The following is a 17223-nucleotide window of genomic DNA, read 5'->3' on the forward strand; positions in this document are numbered from 1 at the left end:
CACTTAAAATGGACTTTATAAAGGACAAAAATGTAAAATGTAAAAACCCTTGCAAAATACTATAAAATAGGCATTTAAAAGCACTAAAAAACTTGACTTTTTTTGTGAATTTTAGTATAATTTTAATATTAAATGTAAAGGAATTTAAATGTCAAATGAAATAAGATTAGAGAACATAAAAAGATTACAAAAAGTTGCAGATGAGATTAATTTAATCTATCAACAAATCAAAGATGAGAATGTATTAAAAACATTACACGATGAAAATACACAAAGATTTATTTTTGTTTCTCTAATTAAAATCAGTGAAAGCTTTAAAAAAATAAAAGAAAGTGCTGATGATGAAATCTTATCTTTATTTGACAAAAAAGATTTAAAAAGAATAAATGATACTAGAAATTTCGCAGCTCACGATAATGAGGAAATTAGATTAAGTGCTGTTGCTAATGTAATTAAGTATGATTTATTTAGAGTTAAAAGAAATATAAATATATATATAGGAAAATTAGAAAATCAAAAACAAGAGGTTGAGATTATGGAAAATGTGGTAAGGAAAAAAGGTTTAAGTTTAAATGCAAAGATAATTACAGCATTATTAGTTGCTATTGTTTTAGCTTTGTCTTTGTTGTTGAGTATGGTAGATATTCCAAAAAATATAAAAATAGACAATGGGCTTATAATATTTATAGCTGGAAGTGTAGCATTATTATTTCTAATTTATTTTTTTAGAGAGCGTATTAATTCAACAAACATAGATGATATTTCTAACTTTAAAAATAAAATAATTGTTTGTTTTGTTGTTTTAGTTAATATAGTCCCTATTATATCTTATATTGTTTATATTAGTAGCACCAAGCTGTCAAATTCTCAGTTCATATTTTCATTAATTTGTTTTTTTGTAGTTTTTGGATCAATCTCTATATTTAGTTTGTTATTTTTAAATACAAAAAAGATTATTTCTTTATCGCCTGCAAAAAGAGAAGAAGACTATAATAATGATGATTTTACTGATATTTCTTATAGTTTTCTACCTTATAATATTCATCACAATGATTAACAAGTAGAAAAATAATACTCCTTAAATTTTAGGAGTATTATTTTCTTTTAAATCCGAATTTCTATCATTTATTTGTTTTTGAATTTTATTTTGCGTATTTTGATTTACTCTATTTACTTCCCCTGCAACACCTAAACCACCACCAACAATATCTTTAGGTGCATTTCTCATAGCAACTCTACCATTCTCACTAGCATTAATTTGATCTGTTGTAGAATTAAAATCTTGTTTTGCTGAAAGAGGATTATAGTGATTTTGAGCAGTTTGTGCATTTAAACCACTATTTGTAACATCTGAATTTACTCCAGAATATTTTGCTAATTCATTTATATTACCATTAGCAGCCAAAGTTTCTAATTCTTTCATTGCACTAGCAACATTTTCTTTATTATGGATACCTCTGTAGTTTTGATCAATATAATTATTAATCATTGAAACTCCACCATCATAACCAACAGAAGCATTAATAGATTTAGCATTAGTATAGCTATCCATAGAACTAAGAACTTCTGCTGAATTTGTAGTGTTTGATGATTTAACCAAATTGCTAAATGCAGACATATTAGAACTTGACTTAGTGATTTGATTTGTAAGACTTTCGTTTCTTGCTTTATAATCTGTCTTGTCTTTATCAAACAAATCACTATGTTTTGTTTTATTGACATGAAAATCATTGTTTGGAGTATTAAAATACATCCAAAAAGATTTTTTACCTTTTTTGGATGGTATAATCTTGAATAGTCTCAACTGCTAAAGCCATTTTTTATCCTTTTTATATTGTATTGATATAATTATAGGACTTTTGGTGTCTATATTTTAACCTTTACATTTTTGAGCTATTGTATCCATGGCTTCTTGTGAAAGCACAAAATTCGTATGATAAAGTAAGCAACTCCCCATATCCACTACTTTTAATACGAGTTTTTTATTATTAAAATCTTTTGGATTATGCCTTGTATTAGCTAGATCATAAATTTCATACACCATATCTTTGCTAAGCTTGTTAATATCAAGCTCTATGATATTTTCTTCAAATTTCATAGGTTCTTGCGTGAATTCTTCTTTATTTTCTTTTTTTGCAAAGCTTTTTCTTTTACTAAAAGATTTTAGCTCATTTTCTTTTGCTTCTTCTATGGTATAAATTTCATTTAAACTAAAGCTTAAGTCATTATCATTGTTTTTATATCTTAATAAAAAGGCAAAAGCTTCATCTTTGCTTTCTTTAAAAAGTGCTTCTACCTTTTCTACTTGGGCTTCAAAGACTATCATATCAAAAGAAGAATAAAAGTCTAAAACTACAGCCTTAGCATATCTTTTACCGCTTTTACTCATCATCGATTTAAAATCTTCAATCTTTCCTACAACTAAAATTTCACCCTCGCCTTTGAGTGTTTCAAAATCCATACTTTTAAAATACTCTATACCTTCTATTTGACTTGCAAATTTATCTAAAGGATGGCCTGATACATAAATTCCTAAAATTTCTTTTTCATAGCCTAGTTTTTCCATTATTTCAAATTCTATTTTACTATCATGAAGCCCTACTTTGATATCTGCTGCTATTTCTTCTTCTCCAAAAAGAGAAGCAGTGGAGTTTCTTTTAACTTCGGCTATTTTTCTACTTGTTTCTGAAATAAGCTCAAGATTATCTACTAAGCATTTTCTAGTATAACCAAATTCATCAAAAGCACCTGATTTTGCTAGGTTTTCAATAGTTTTTTTATTAATTTTAGTAGGATCAATCGAGCTTATAAAATCATCAAAATCACTAAAGCCCTCTTCTTTACGAATTGCCATGATATTTTCTATAGCAGGGATCCCTACGCTCTTAATTGCTCCAAGCCCATAAATAATAGCTTCAGAACCATCTTCAAGTTTAGTTGCACTAAATTCTCTTTGAGCTTTATTAATACTTGGTGGTAAAAGCTTGATATTCATTCTTTTCATTTCTTCAATGTATTTTGCGACTTTATCTACATTACTTTCTTCGCTTGTTAAAAGTGCAGCCATAAACTCACTTGGATAATAAGTCTTCAAATACGCTGTTTGAAAGGTTATAAGTGCGTAAGCAGCTGAGTGAGATTTGTTAAAACCATATTCAGCAAATTTTAAAATAAGCTCAAATAAATCATCAGCCTTTTTCTCATCATAGCCTTGTTTTTTAGCGCCTTCTAGATATTCTGCTTTAAGATTATCCAAAATTTCTCTTTTTTTCTTACCCATAGCACGACGCACATTATCAGCACCACCCAAAGAAAAACCACCGATTTTTTGCACTATTTGCATAACTTGTTCTTGATAAACTATAACCCCATAAGTGTTTTCAAGTATAGGTTTTAAATCCTCAAATGCATAAGTAGCAGCCTTTCTACCGTGCTTAATATCGATAAAATCATCCACCATTCCGCTATCAAGTGGACCTGGTCTATATAAAGCTAAAACTGCAATTAAATCCTCAAATCTTTCAGGTTTTAACCTAGCATTCAAACTTTGCATACCGCCTGATTCTATTTGAAAAATACCCAAGGTATTACCACTTTGTATGGTTTTATAAACCTTAGGATCATTCATATCAATCTTTTCCCAAATTACATCTTTACCATAACGCTTTTTAACTAGCTTAATCGCATTATCAATCACCGTAAGAGTTTTTAAACCCAAAAAGTCAAATTTGATTAAATCCACATCTTCAAGATATTCTTTAGAATACTGCGTTACTAAATGACGCTCATCATTTTTACTTTGTCGAAAAAGTGGAGCTTTATTCCACAAAGCTTCATTAGATATCACAACTCCTGCTGCATGCATACCTGCATTTCTATTTAAACCCTCTAGTGCCTTAGCAAAATCCCAAACTTGACGCCCTTTTGGATGAGAATTTATAAATTCAGCTATTTTTGGCTCTTGCTCATAAGCTTTTTCTAGAGTGATTTTTAGCTCTTCAGGGACTAATTTCGCCAAAGCATCAGCATCAGGTATGCTCATATCACAAACCCTAGCTACATCTCGAATCACTCCTTTTGCTAAAAGCTTACCAAAGGTAATCACTTGTGCAACTTTTTCAGCTCCATATTTATCAATAACATAATCGATCACTTCCCCTCTTCTATCTTGGCAAAAATCCACGTCAATATCTGGCATTGACACACGCTCTGGATTTAAAAATCTCTCAAAAAGAAGATTATAAGGTATAGGATCTAAATCCGTAATTTTTAAACAATATGAAACCAAACTTCCTGCTGCACTCCCACGACCTGGACCAACTGGTATGTCTTTTTCTTTAGCTGCTGCGATAAAATCATGAACAATAAGCATATAACCTGAAAATTTCATATTTTTTATGATATCAATTTCTAAATCAAGTCTATCTTTATACTCTTGATGTTTGCTTTTATCGATAAATTGAAGTCTTTCTTCTAAGCCTTTTTTACAAAGATATTCAAAGACTATATCATCATTGTCAAAACTAAATTCCTTATCTTCGACCAAATTTAAATTATATTTATTAGCGTATTCTTTTGTAAATTTAAAATTTGGTGGAGTAGGATCACCTAATTTTAATTCTAGATTACATTTGTTAGCTATTTCTTGAGTATTTTCAATAGCTTCAGGAATATCTGCAAAAAGCTCACCCATTTGCTCTGGCGTTTTTACATAAAATTCATGCACTTCATGTCTTAAACGCCCTGGATCATCAAGCTTAACTCCCATAGCTATACACATAAATACTTCATGTGCAGCTGCTCTTTCTTTAAAAGTATAGTGTGTATCATTAGTTGCAATGATTTTTATATCAAGTTCTTTGGCGAGCTTAATGATAGAATCGTCAATAAATTTTTGATCATCGATGCCATGTCGCATAATCTCAAGATAAAAATCATCTCCAAAAACCTTTTTATACCAAAGTGCAGCCTCTTTTGCACCTTCATAACCTTTTGCACCAAATTTTAAATTTCTCTCGTTTTTGGTATTTAAATGCCAATTAATCTCACCTTGCAAACAAGCAGAAGAACAAATCAAACCTTCACTATGTGTTTCTAAAATCTTTTTGTTGATTCTTGGGTAATAATATAAGCCATGAATATAACTTTGAGAACTTAAATACATTAAATTTTTATAGCCAATTTCATTTTTAGCAAATAAGCAAAGATGAAAACGCTGTCTTGAGCTTTTATCACTTAAATCATCGTGATTATGTAAATACGCTTCAAGCCCTATAATAGGCTTAATCCCTTCAGCCTTCATTGTTTTATAAAAATCAATTGCACCAAACATATTTCCATGATCAGTCATAGCAACACTGGTTGCACCTTGTGCTTTTAAAGTTTTAGCAAGCTCTTTAAGCTTGTTTGCTCCATCAAGTAAAGAATATTCAGTATGTAAATGTAAATGTGTAAATTGGCTCATATTTTCCCTTATGTTTTTTATTATTATAAAAAAAAACCTTAAATTTAAAACTTACAAGCATAAAAAATGTATAATAGCTTACTTTCAAAAAAGGAGTAAAAAATGGAAGTAAAAATTTATTATTGTAATCTTTGAAATTATAAACCACAAGCTGCAAGGGTTGCAGAAGAAATACAAAATGAATTCAAAGATGCACAAATTTCTACCATAGAAAAAGGTGGTGGTCATTTTATAGTAGAAGTAGATGGTAAGATCATTTACTCTAAAAAAGACTTATTTAACTGCGAAGTAGATAGATTTCCTCATGAGGGAGAAATTACCAAGCTTATGAAGCAAATGTAAGCTAAACCCTCACTAGCGAGGGTTTATTTTGTCAAAGGAACAAGCATTCCATCATAAAGTTTTATATAAACTTCTTCTGAGCACAAATGCTTAACAAGCTCTAAGCCAAACAAAATAGCTGTAGCAGGTCCAGCCGCTGTGATGATATTTTCATTTACCACAACTGCTTTATTAACTCTTACACCTTCAATACCCACTTCACAACCAGGATAGCAAGAAAACTCTCCACTAATCACCCCTGCTTTTGCTAATACCATAGGCGAAGCACAAATAGCAGCTACAATTTTTTTCTTTGCGTATAAATCTTGTATGATTTTTATGATAGCCTGATTGTTTTTTAAATTCATCATACCTTCAAAACCACCTGCAAGGGCAATTGCATCTAAATTTTCTTGATCAACGCTAGCTAAACTCACATCAGCTTTAATGCAAATTCCATTAGCACCTTGCACCAAAAGCTCATCATCTAGTGAAGCAACAATTACTTCTAAATTTCCACTAATCTCTCCTGCTCTTTTTAAAACATCAGCTATACCTATAAATTCAGCCTCTTCAAACCCTTTTGCCAAAGGCACTAAAACTTTTTTCATTTTTTCTCCTTTTAATCAATAAATCTTTTACTTAACTCATGAAAATATTCTATGCGTCTATCACGTAAAAACGGCCACCATCTGCGTACATTTTCACATCTTTGCATATTTATTTCAACAATCTCGCAAAGTTCTTGTTTATCATCAGCCCTAAAAAGTTCTTCACCTTGAGCCCCAAAAACAAAAGAATTTCCCCAAAATCTTATGCCTTCTTCTACTCCACTTTCATCTCTTTCAAAACCCACTCTATTAATAGCTACTACAGGTAAGCCATTAGCTATAGCATGGCCTCTTTGCACACCAACCCAAGCTTCAAGTTGTCTTTGTTTTTCTTCTTTTTCATCTTTATCAAACCAACCAATAGCAGTAGGGTAAATCAAAATTTGAGCCCCTTTTAAAGCCATTAACCTAGCAGCTTCAGGATACCATTGATCCCAGCATATTAAAACTCCAAGTTTTCCAACACTTGTTTGTATAGGTTCAAAACCCAAATCACCTGGAGTAAAATAAAATTTTTCATAAAAACAAGGATCATCAGGAATATGCATTTTACGATATTTACCTGCTATTTTTCCATCTTTTTCAAATACGACACTAGTATTGTGATAAAGTCCTGCACTTCTTTTTTCAAACAAAGAAGTAACTAAAACTATCCCATTTTCTTTAGCTACATTAGACCAAAACTTAATGTCATCTTCCCAACTATTTGCCAAATCAAAAAAATTTGTATTTTCACTTTGACAAAAATACTGGGTTTGATGAAGCTCTTGTAAACATATAAGTTCTGCTTTACCACTTACTGCTTGTTTGATAAGTTCGCATGTTTTTTCTATAGTTTTTTCTTTATTTTGCTTAAATTCTTGCTGAATGAGAGCTAATTTCATTCTTATTCCTTTCTTCTTCTGAATCATCATATGGATCTAGATGTATATGAATACTCCAAAAATCATCTTTAAAATAATCCCTAATAGCATCTTCAATTTCATCACTAATTTCATGTGCTTTTAAAAGTGATATTGTAGGTTTAAAAACTAAATGCACACTAACATAAAACATATCAGGGCTTTTTCTAGTTTTTAAATGATGAAAGCTTTTTATTTCTTTATTTGCGTTGATAATTTCTTTAATGATCTCTACTTTTTCCTTTTCTATAGCGACATCAAGTAGTATTTTAGAGCTTTCCTTGATAATTTTAAAAGCTGAAAAAATCGTATATAAACTTATAGCTATACCAAACAGGCCATCAATGAAATGATAATTTGTAAAAACAATAATAATAAGTGCTAAAAGAGTTAAGGCATTAGTTAAAAAGTCTATTTTATAATGCAAACTATCAGCTTGTATAATTAAACTTTTAGTTTTTTTAGCAACATAGTTTAAAAAAAATACTAAACATAGGGTTACTATCATAGCAAAAATCATGACAAAAATTCCAAGATCAAGTTTCTCTACACTTTCTTGATTGTGAATTTTTAAAACACTCACATAAAAAATATAAACCCCGATCCCGCTAATAACAAGTCCTTCAAAAAAACCCATTAAAGCTTCGATTTTACTAAGGCCAAAGTTATATTCTTTACTAGAGCCCTGAGAGCTTTTTTTTAAAGCTAAAAAATTTAACCCCGAAATCACACAATCAAGTAAAGAATCAATAGCACTAGAAAGCACCGCAACAGAACCTGAAGTTAAACCTACTATAAATTTAACAATGGCTAAAAAAATAGCACAAACACTTGCTATTATAGTTGCACTTTTTTGCAAATTCATCTTTGACCTTTAAAGCGATTTTGACAAGAACAATGTAAAGAGCCATTTTGTCTTAAAAATACTCTAGCATCAACACCTACTACTTTTCTATCTTTGCAGATCTTTTGTAAATTTTCTAAAATCAAAACATCGTTTTCATCATTATAAGTTGGCACTATCAAGCCATCATTAACAAAAACAAAATTTGCATAAGTAGCACCAAGTCTTTTTCCTTCAAAATACAAAGGCTTAGGTAAAGGAAGCTCTAAAAGATCAAACCCTATTTTTTTAAGTTCATCCTCCATAGCTTTTAAAGGTTTATAATGTTCATCGTTTTCATCTTTACACACGCAATAAGCAATGGTTTTTTCATTTACAAATCTTGCTAAAGTGTCTATATGATGATCAGTATCATCGCCTTTTATATAACCATGATTTAACCATATAATTTGTTTTAAGCCAAAAACTTCTTTTAACTTAGCTTCAATTTGATCTTTACTTAAATGCGAATTTCTATTTTCATTTAATAAACAAGCACTCGTTGTAAGCATTACTCCTTGTCCGTTAAAATCAATACTCCCACCTTCTAAGATAAAATCAATTTTTTCTAATTTTCCAGATAATTTTTGCGCAAAAAGCTTTGAATTTACTGCATTGTCTAAATCACTTTGGAATTTATCTCCCCAAGCATTAAAAGTAAAATCAAGTCCTATGAGTTTATCACCTTTACGCACATCGATTGCTCCAAAATCTCTAATCCAAGTATCATTAGTATCACACTTGAAAAAATCAACGTTTTTTATATGCTCAAATCTTTGAAAGTCTTTTTCACTTGGTGCTATAAGCAAAACTTTTTGAAAATTTGCCACAGCTTTAATAAATTCTTCATAGCTTTGCATAATTTCTTCTAAATAAGGCTTCCAATCACTATTTTTATGAGGTAAGGAAAGTAAAAGTAGTTCTTGCTTTTCCCATTCTGCTATACTTTTTCTCATTTTCATACCTTTTTTGATAATTAAAAAAGTATTTTAGCATTTTTAATGATAGTTTTTTACTCTTTTTTTAAAACCCAAGCAAAATACCATATAGCAAAAGATAAAAGTAAAATTATAAAAAGTTTTTTATCATACACTCCAAAACCTATATAAAGCACAGAATACATAAAACCAAAGCTTCCTACATAAATGCAAATTCTACTCATTAAACCATTTTCTACCGCTCTAAAACAAGGGCATTTATGAAAAAATTTCCTTTTTGCTTCTTTGGGTTTAAAAAAACTCAAAATAGCACTTAAAATTAGTAAAAAGCTTAAAAAATATAACACCTTATCCATTAGTGAAAATACCTTAACCAAGCAGGAATCGCCTTTTGTTCTTCTTTTAAAGTGCTTTCTTCTCCATGTCCTGGGAATAATTTAAAATCTTTTTCATAAGCTAAAACTTTAAGCAAACTCTCTTTCATCTTGGCTGCATCTGAGTAAGGAAAGTCCCACCTACCAATACTACGATAAAATAAAAAATCTCCACTAAAAAGAACATCTTCACCCACAAGTTCTATCATACAACACCCTGGAGTATGTCCTGGGAAATGATGAAATTTAAACTTAAACTCATCTATACTAAATTCATTTTCATTTTCAACTAAAACATCAGCATTTGAATGCTCAAAACCATAACTAAAAGGATCTTTTAACATAAAAGCATCATCTTTATGAATGAAAAGTGGAATTTCATAAGTTTTTTTAACTTTGGCATTATCATATACATGATCATAATGACCATGAGTGTTTAAAATAGCCAAAGGTTTGCTTACATTTTCTTTGATAAACTTATAAGCATTTTCACCTGGATCAATTATAATTTGCTTGTTATTATGGTCTATAATATAACAATTTGTTTCATACATTCCACAAGCTTTTTTTAGAATTTGCATAATCTCTCCTATATTTATTTTTAAAAATCACCATTATATAGCAAAAATAGAATAACTATTTTTATGTTTTAAAATTTCAATTGAAATTTTATATAAATTACTCATATTTTTGCTCGTGATAATTTCTTGTGCTTTTCCATAGTAATATCTTTCTTGTTCTAATACTAAAACAAAAGCCTTTAAGATTAAAGCATGTTCTGGAGAATGCGTACTCATGATAATTTTTTTATTTTTAGAAAGTTCCAAAATGATTTTTAAAAAGTATTGTATATTTCCAAAATCTAAATGAGCACTAGGTTCATCCAAAACCAACACTTTGCTTTCTTGTGTCAAGGCACTAGCTAGCATAACCATTTGTTGTTCACCACCAGAAAGTTCTAAATAATTTTTATCTTTAAGATGCAAGATATTTAAAAATTCCATATTCTTTAAAGCTATTTCTATATCTTTTTTTCCTGGATTAGAAAAATAACCTATCCAAGGAACTCTACCCATTAAAACAACATCTAAAACTCTAAAAGCAAAATCAAATGATTTTTGTGGGATATAAGCTATATTTTTTGCTAAATCACGTAAAGTATAAGAAAATACACTTTTGCCATTTAATTTAATACTTCCTTCAAATTTTTCATGAGCACAAAGACATCTTAATAAAGTACTCTTTCCTGCTCCATTTTTTCCCAATATGCACAAAATATTGCAATCATTATGTGAATATGAAAAATTAATATGAGAAAAGATCTTTTTTTCTTTATAAGAAAAAGAAACATTTTCAAGCTCTAAAAGCATTATATTCAAACCTTTTTTGATAGATAAAATATAAAAATAAGGGAAGACCTAATAGCCCGGTAACAACTCCTATGGGAATTTCTAAAACACTAATACTTCTACAAATATTATCTATAAGCAAAAGATAACAAATCCCTATGGAAATACTTAAAGGAAAAATTTTTCTAAAATCTACACCAACTAATATTCTCACAATATGTGGGACAACAATGCCAACCCACCCTATAATACCACACATACTAACAGCTAAAGCGGTTAAAATAGTACATAAGAGAATAATAATTATCTTATCTCTTCTAGCATTTACTCCAAAAATTTGAGCTTGTAAATCCCCCATGCTTAAAACATTAATTTTATATCGATACAAATAAATAAAAACAAAAACGATTAAATATATGGGCAAAATATAAGATATTTTTTCGTAACTTGAGCCTGAAAAAGTTCCCATTAGCCAATAAACAATTTCAGGAAGTTTATCAAAAGGATCTGCTATAAATTTAATAAAAGCTAATAAAGATGAAAACAAAGCACTAATTAACATACCAGATAAAATCAAATTTATAGATAAATTTTTACCGAAAAAAGAAAAAACAAAAGTTAAAAGTACAGCTAAAATAGCAAATGCAACTGCACTTAATTGAGTTAATATAAATCCCAATGATAAAACTATAGCCAAACTAGCTCCAAATCCAGCTCCATTACTAACTCCCAAAGTATAAGGATCAGCCAATGGATTTCTAAAAATAGCTTGAAATATAGCACCGCTTACAGACAAAGCACTCGCTACTAAAACAACACTAATAATACGAGGTAATCTTACTTCAAAAATCACACCATTTATGATTTCATCATAAGCACAATTATTGATTTTTGCAATTAGCAACTTTACGATATCTTCAAAACTTATTTCATATGCTCCTATTCTTAAAGAAACTATTATAAAAATAAAAGGAATTAACCAATATAAATTTATAATAAAAAATCTTTTAATCATTCAATAGAACCATTAAATTCTATATTATAAAATTTTTTATAAAATTCTTTTACTCTATTTTCAACTATATTTTTCGAGATTATATCAGGATAAAACTTATATGCTAACCACAATTCGCCTAAGGCAATAGAATCTGTATTTGGATTTCCAAACGGTTTAGTCCAATATGGAGCTAGAATAATATTTTTCTCTTTTACAGCTTTTAAAAGTCGATATTTTTTATTTTTCAAAAATTCATTATAAACATCTTTATAGCGATCTTGAATAATAATAACATCTGGATTATATTTTAACAACTGCTCAAAAGTATAAGGTTTGTAACCTTGAATATCCTTAGCCGCTACATTAATAGCACCAGCTTTTAAAAGTTGTATGCCAACATATTTATCATTACCATAAGTTTTGGAATTTTCATTTGCAATAAACACTCTGACACGATTTACATCTTCAATATTTTTTAATTTGTTTTCTATAATCTCTCTACTTTGCATTGCAAACTCCCAAAGCTGTTTAGCTCTCTCTTCTTTGTTTGTTAATTTCCCTAAAGTATTAATAGCCCAATGCAACCCTTCAGTATATGCTTTATCCGCATTTTTTAAACGTGGATTTTGTGCTTCTTCTTGCTTGCCTTCAGCTCTTAAAGAAATCACAACAACAGCGATACCCATTTTTTTAAGTTTTTCTACAGTTTGTTTATTAGCTTGAGAAGCTGCTATAACGACATCAGGTTGCAATTTAATAATTTCTTCTATATTCCACTCTTCCAAACTTCCAGGAGTTTTTAGATTTACAATATTAGGAAAAACTTCTTTCATATATGCCCCAAGATTTTTTTCCCAATCCTTTTCCACTCCTACTATACTTTCATAAGCACCTAATTGAGCTAAGATATCAATACTATGATGTTGCATTACCACTATTTTTTCTACAGGTATTTTTACACTAACATTATAATCTGCTTGATCTATAAAATTCCAAATTTCTTTTTTTGCATATAAAGAACAACAAAAAACAAATAACAAGAATGATATTTTATAAAATTTCATTATTGCACTCCTTAAAACATAGGCAAAATTATATAAAAAAAATACCGTATTTGCAATTTTTAATTTTTCTTAGAATATAATTAATATTTTAGGAAATTTTATTATGAAATATCAAAAAACACTAAAAGATTTAATTGAATTTATTGAAAATGTTTGTAAAAAAACTAAAATAAATAATGTTGTATTAGGTATTAGTGGTGGGATAGATTCTGCTGTAGTAGCCTACCTTTGTAAAGAAGCAGTTCAAGATAAATTATTTGCCCTATTAATGCCCACTAAACAATCTAATAAAGAAAATTTAAGTGACGCTCTTATGCTTTGCAAAAAATTAAATATAAAATATCAAATTATTTATATTGATGATATTTTACAAAACTTTGAAAAAGTTATCCAAAATCCTACACAACTTCGCATAGGAAATTTAGCCGCAAGAGTGCGTATGAGTTTGCTTTATGATTATTCAGCCTTGCATAATGCTTTGGTAATAGGCACTTCTAATAAAAGTGAATTAATGCTTGGCTATGGGACTATTTATGGAGATTTAGCTTGTGCTTTTAACCCTTTAGCTACGCTTTATAAAAGCGAAGTTTTTGAGCTTGCTAAATTTATGGGTGTACATGAAAATTTTATCAAAAAAGCTCCAAGTGCTGATCTTTGGCCAAATCAAAGCGATGAAAAAGATCTTGGGTATAAATATGAAATTTTAGATGAAGTTTTAAAAGCTTTAGAGAATAATCAAAGTTTAGAAAATTTTGATGAGAATTTAAAAAATTTGGTCTTAGAGCGTGTGAAAAATAATGCTTTCAAGACAAAACCCCCAATAACTTTAAAGAATTTTGATGACTTGGCTTGATAAATATTTCTTTAAACCTAATTTTTATCAAAAAATTCTAGCAGTTTTACTTTTACCTTTTAGCTTTTTATATATGCTTATAGCAATTTTAAATACCAAATTTAAAAAAGAGCTTGATTTTAATCTACCCATTATAAGCATAGGCAATCTAACCCTAGGGGGCAATGGAAAAACTCCTATTTGCAAAGCCATAGCAGCTGAATTTGAAAATTGTTTTATCATCTTAAGAGGCTATAAAAGACAAAGTAAAGGTTTGATAGTAGTTAAATATAAAGATGAAATTTTATGCGATATTAAAAAAAGTGGTGATGAAGCTATGGAATATGCGCTAACAAAGCATATTAGCGGGGTGATAGTGAGCGAAGATAGAGTTAAAGGCATACAAAAAGCCATCGAACTTGGAGCAAAGATTATACTTTTAGATGATGCTTTTTCTAAATTTCACATTAAAAAACTTAATATTTTATTACAAAGTAAAGATGAGCCGTTTTTTAATTTTACTTTACCTAGCGGAGCTTATCGTTTGCCAAAATCTTTTGCTAAAAGGGCTGATTTTATAGCTAAAGAAAATGAAGATTTTATGCGTTATTCCCATGTGAAAGAAAATCAAAAAGCTATTTTGATTAGCTCTATTGCAAAGCCTTTTAGATTATATGAGCATTTTATCAAAGCTAGGGCTTGTTATTTTTTTGCCGATCATTACACTTTTCAAAAAGAAGAATTAGAAAAACTTTTAAAAAAGCATAACTGCGATACCTTAATGCTAACCTTTAAAGACTATGTAAAGGTAAAAGAATTTGGTTTTAAAACAGAATTAATTCATCTTGATATAGTTTTAAAAGATAGTTTTAAACAAGTTTTGCAAAATTATATTCATCAATTTAACAAAAAGGAAAAAAATGTTACTACACTCAACCCAAGATAAAAACCACCAAGTCAGTTTTTCAAAAGCATTGCTTAGTCCTAGTGCACCTAATAATGCCCTATATGCACCACTTAATCTACCAAAGCTTAATAATGATGCTTTAAAAAATTTAAATTACAAAGAATTAGCATTAAAAATCATCGCTGCATTTGAATTTGATTTAGATCTTGAAGTTTTTGAAAAAGCACTAAAGACTTATGAGGGTTTTGATGATAAAACCTGCCCTATTAATTTAAAAAAAATCAATGATAAGCTTTATATTAATGAATTATTTCATGGACCAACAAGAGCTTTTAAGGATATGGCTTTGCAACCTTTTGGTGTACTTTTAGAACATCTAAAAAAAGATGATGATTTTTTAATCATGTGTGCTACAAGTGGCGATACAGGACCTGCTACACTAAAAAGCTTTGAAAATAAAAAAGGTATAAAAGTAGTTTGCATTTACCCAAATGAAGGCACAAGCAAAACTCAAGCTTTGCAAATGACACACTCAAATGCAAATAATTTAAAATCCATAGCTATTGAAGGTAATTTTGATGATGCACAAAATGCTCTAAAAATACTTTTAAATGATGAGGAATTTAAAAATACTTTAAAAGAAGAAAAGCTTAGCTTAAGTGCTGCAAATTCAGTCAATTTTGGAAGAATACTTTTTCAAATCATCTATCATTACTACGCTAGTTTGAAAATCGATAAAACAATTGATATCATCATTCCAAGTGGAAATTTTGGCGATGCTTTAGGGGCTTATTATGCTAAAAAAATGGGAGCAAATATAGGTAAAATTAAAATTGCTTCTAATTCTAATAATATCTTAAGTGAGTTTTTTAATACAGGTAAATATGATTTAAGAAATAAAAACTTACAAAAAACTATTTCTCCAGCTATGGATATACTTATATCATCAAACATAGAAAGATTGCTTTTTGATAAATTTAAAGATGAACGCACCAAAGAGCTAATGCAAGCTTTAAAAAATGAAAAATATTATGAGCTTAGCCAAAAAGAACTAGAACTTTTACAAGAAGACTTTGAAGCTGATTTTTGCAACGATGATTTATGTATGCAATATATCAAACAATACAGCTATTTAGGACTTTTAGATCCTCACACTTGCACTTGTTTTAAAATGCTTGATCCTAACACCACCACACTCATCACTTCCACAGCACAATGGAGTAAATTTACCCCGAGTATGTATCAAGCAATTTATAACAAAGAATGCCAAAATGAACAAGCTTGTATGCAAGAACTTGCAAAAGAATTTAACCAAGAAATTCATCCAAATATCGCAAATTTATTTACAAGCAAACAAAAGCAAAATCAAGTTTGCAAACTTGAAAATTTAAAACAAACTATTATAGAATGGATAAAACAATGATAATCATACCTGCAAGATTAAAATCAAGTCGTTTTGAAAATAAAATTTTATGTGAAATTGACAATCTACCAATGTTTATTTATACAGCTAAAAAAATGCAAGAAGTTGATGAAGTGTATGTGGCACTTGATGATGAAGAGGTTTTAAAAATAGCACAAAAACATAATATAAAAGCAGTTTTAACAAGCAAAAATCATGAAAGTGGTACAGATAGAATCAACGAAGCTTGTCAAATTTTAAAGCTAAATGAAAATGAGCTAATCATTAATGTTCAAGCTGATGAACCTTTTATAGAAATACAAAATATCAAAAAATTTAAAGAATTTAGCCAAGAAGCTTTTAAAGATGAGTTTTGTTTTATGAGTAGCTGCTATAAAGAAGTAGATGCAAAAACTTGCGAAGATCCTAATTTAGTTAAAGTGGTTATCGATAGTAATGATTTTGCTTTATACTTTTCAAGATCTAAAATTCCTTATGAAAGAGCAAATTATAAACAAAATTTCAAAGCTCACCTTGGAATTTATGCATATAAGGTTAAAAATTTACAAGAATTTTGCACTTTGAAAAACTCAGCCCTTGAAGAGTGTGAAAAATTAGAACAATTAAGAGCTTTAGAAAATGGCAAAAAAATTAAAATGCTAAAAATACAAAGTCAAAGCATAGGTATAGATACAAAAGAAGATTATGAAAGGGCTTTAGCTAAATTTGGAATATTTTAAAATTTACCAAGCAGATATTAATGATTTAGAAGATGTATTAATATTAGCAAGTTTATTATTTAATAAACCCATTGTAAAATTGAAGCACGAATTTGAAAATATATTAAAAGATCAAAAATATGCTGTATTCTTACTTAAAACACAACAATTGTGCATAGGTTTAGCTTATATTAGTATAAGATATGATTATGTAGAAGGTAGTTCTAGTACCCCAGTAGGATATCTAGAAGGAATTTACATTAGAGAAAATTTTAGAAGAAAATATTATGCTAAAAAGCTACTAGCATATTGCGAGCAATGGATTTTAAACCAACAAATTAGTGAATTTGCTAGTGATTGTGAATTACAAAACATTAATAGTTTTAATTTTCATATTCAATGTGGCTTCAAAGAAGCTAATAAAATTATTTGTTTTATAAAAAAACTAAATTAAGGAAAA

18 protein-coding genes are annotated in these 17223 nt (G+C 29.0%); 7 read left to right on the forward strand and 11 right to left on the reverse strand.

All coding sequences use genetic code 11. The annotated features are described in order from the left end of the window. Positions 1–148: 148 nt before the first annotated feature. Positions 149–1057 (forward strand): HepT-like ribonuclease domain-containing protein, encoded by a 909-nt coding sequence (locus CAQ16704_RS07980; protein ID WP_052244998.1) that lies wholly within the window; start codon positions 149–151, stop codon positions 1055–1057. A 21-nt stretch (positions 1058–1078) separates the two neighbouring features. Here CAQ16704_RS07980 and CAQ16704_RS08310 read toward each other — a convergent pair whose 3' ends face one another. Both CAQ16704_RS08310 and dnaE read right to left on the reverse strand, forming a co-directional pair. Then, positions 1079–1753: a hypothetical protein gene (locus tag CAQ16704_RS08310; protein WP_039667047.1), complete on the reverse strand. Its 675-nt coding sequence runs from the start codon at positions 1751–1753 to the stop codon at positions 1079–1081. Positions 1754–1873: 120 nt separating this feature from the next. Continuing rightward, complete coding sequence (dnaE, locus tag CAQ16704_RS04380) at positions 1874–5464, reverse strand: DNA polymerase III subunit alpha (RefSeq protein WP_039667048.1); 3591 nt, start codon at positions 5462–5464, stop codon at positions 1874–1876. A gap of 102 nt (positions 5465–5566) precedes the next feature. On the opposite strand from dnaE, the gene CAQ16704_RS08530 reads away from it, so the two are divergent. Continuing rightward, positions 5567–5806, forward strand: coding sequence for a SelT/SelW/SelH family (seleno)protein (locus tag CAQ16704_RS08530; protein WP_257396702.1), 240 nt, complete (start codon positions 5567–5569; stop codon positions 5804–5806). Positions 5807–5829: 23 nt separating this feature from the next. On the opposite strand, the gene CAQ16704_RS04385 is transcribed toward CAQ16704_RS08530, so the two are convergent. Genes CAQ16704_RS04385 through CAQ16704_RS04425 form a run of 9 tightly spaced genes read right to left on the reverse strand, consistent with a single transcriptional unit; the run spans position 5830 to position 12903 of the window. Continuing rightward, positions 5830–6396, reverse strand: coding sequence for a 4-methyl-5(beta-hydroxyethyl)-thiazole monophosphate synthesis protein (locus tag CAQ16704_RS04385; RefSeq protein ID WP_039667049.1), 567 nt, complete (start codon positions 6394–6396; stop codon positions 5830–5832). Between the two features lie 11 nt (positions 6397–6407). Next, positions 6408–7280 (reverse strand): N-carbamoylputrescine amidohydrolase (class 11 nitrilase), encoded by an 873-nt coding sequence (locus tag CAQ16704_RS04390; protein WP_039667050.1) that lies wholly within the window; start codon positions 7278–7280, stop codon positions 6408–6410. Beyond that, positions 7249–8163, reverse strand: a complete 915-nt coding sequence (locus CAQ16704_RS04395) for a cation diffusion facilitator family transporter (protein WP_039667051.1) — start codon at positions 8161–8163, stop codon at positions 7249–7251. Before CAQ16704_RS04395 ends, CAQ16704_RS04390 begins: the two co-directional genes overlap by 32 nt. Then, complete coding sequence (locus CAQ16704_RS04400; RefSeq protein ID WP_039667052.1) at positions 8160–9137, reverse strand: agmatine deiminase; 978 nt, start codon at positions 9135–9137, stop codon at positions 8160–8162. Before CAQ16704_RS04400 ends, CAQ16704_RS04395 begins: the two co-directional genes overlap by 4 nt. A gap of 56 nt (positions 9138–9193) precedes the next feature. Next, positions 9194–9475, reverse strand: coding sequence for a hypothetical protein (locus CAQ16704_RS04405; RefSeq protein WP_052244999.1), 282 nt, complete (start codon positions 9473–9475; stop codon positions 9194–9196). Continuing rightward, positions 9475–10074 carry an MBL fold metallo-hydrolase gene (locus CAQ16704_RS04410; RefSeq protein WP_039667053.1) on the reverse strand — a complete coding sequence of 200 codons (600 nt, stop codon included), beginning with the start codon at positions 10072–10074 and terminating at the stop codon, positions 9475–9477. Before CAQ16704_RS04410 ends, CAQ16704_RS04405 begins: the two co-directional genes overlap by 1 nt. A gap of 33 nt (positions 10075–10107) precedes the next feature. Next, the gene (locus CAQ16704_RS04415; protein WP_039667054.1) at positions 10108–10863 is read right to left on the reverse strand and encodes an iron siderophore ABC transporter, ATP-binding protein; all 756 of its coding nucleotides are present in this window, start codon (positions 10861–10863) and stop codon (positions 10108–10110) included. Next, positions 10847–11857, reverse strand: a complete 1011-nt coding sequence (locus CAQ16704_RS04420) for a FecCD family ABC transporter permease (protein ID WP_052245000.1) — start codon at positions 11855–11857, stop codon at positions 10847–10849. Before CAQ16704_RS04420 ends, CAQ16704_RS04415 begins: the two co-directional genes overlap by 17 nt. After that, positions 11854–12903 carry an iron siderophore ABC transporter, periplasmic substrate-binding protein gene (locus CAQ16704_RS04425; RefSeq protein WP_052245001.1) on the reverse strand — a complete coding sequence of 350 codons (1050 nt, stop codon included), beginning with the start codon at positions 12901–12903 and terminating at the stop codon, positions 11854–11856. Before CAQ16704_RS04425 ends, CAQ16704_RS04420 begins: the two co-directional genes overlap by 4 nt. 103 nt (positions 12904–13006) lie before the next feature. Between CAQ16704_RS04425 and CAQ16704_RS04430 the strand changes: the two genes are divergently transcribed. The 5 genes from CAQ16704_RS04430 to aac(6') are packed head-to-tail and all read left to right on the forward strand — an operon-like array spanning position 13007 to position 17217. Further along, positions 13007–13756: an NAD+ synthase gene (locus tag CAQ16704_RS04430; RefSeq protein WP_039667055.1), complete on the forward strand. Its 750-nt coding sequence runs from the start codon at positions 13007–13009 to the stop codon at positions 13754–13756. Then, a complete protein-coding gene (locus CAQ16704_RS04435) occupies positions 13743–14681 on the forward strand; it encodes a tetraacyldisaccharide 4'-kinase (protein ID WP_039667056.1) in 939 nt (312 codons plus the stop codon). Before CAQ16704_RS04430 ends, CAQ16704_RS04435 begins: the two co-directional genes overlap by 14 nt. Further along, entirely contained in the window at positions 14656–16065 is a 1410-nt protein-coding gene (gene thrC / locus CAQ16704_RS04440; RefSeq protein ID WP_039667057.1) for a threonine synthase, read from the forward strand. The genes CAQ16704_RS04435 and thrC overlap by 26 nt, the downstream gene beginning before the upstream one ends. Next, positions 16062–16784 (forward strand): 3-deoxy-manno-octulosonate cytidylyltransferase, encoded by a 723-nt coding sequence (gene kdsB / locus CAQ16704_RS04445; protein WP_039667058.1) that lies wholly within the window; start codon positions 16062–16064, stop codon positions 16782–16784. Before thrC ends, kdsB begins: the two co-directional genes overlap by 4 nt. Continuing rightward, positions 16771–17217, forward strand: coding sequence for an aminoglycoside 6'-N-acetyltransferase (aac(6'), locus tag CAQ16704_RS04450; RefSeq protein ID WP_039667059.1), 447 nt, complete (start codon positions 16771–16773; stop codon positions 17215–17217). Before kdsB ends, aac(6') begins: the two co-directional genes overlap by 14 nt. The last annotated feature ends 6 nt before the right edge of the window (positions 17218–17223 follow it).

The organism is Campylobacter sp. RM16704 (assembly GCF_000816245.1).
Taxonomy (GTDB): domain Bacteria; phylum Campylobacterota; class Campylobacteria; order Campylobacterales; family Campylobacteraceae; genus Campylobacter_D.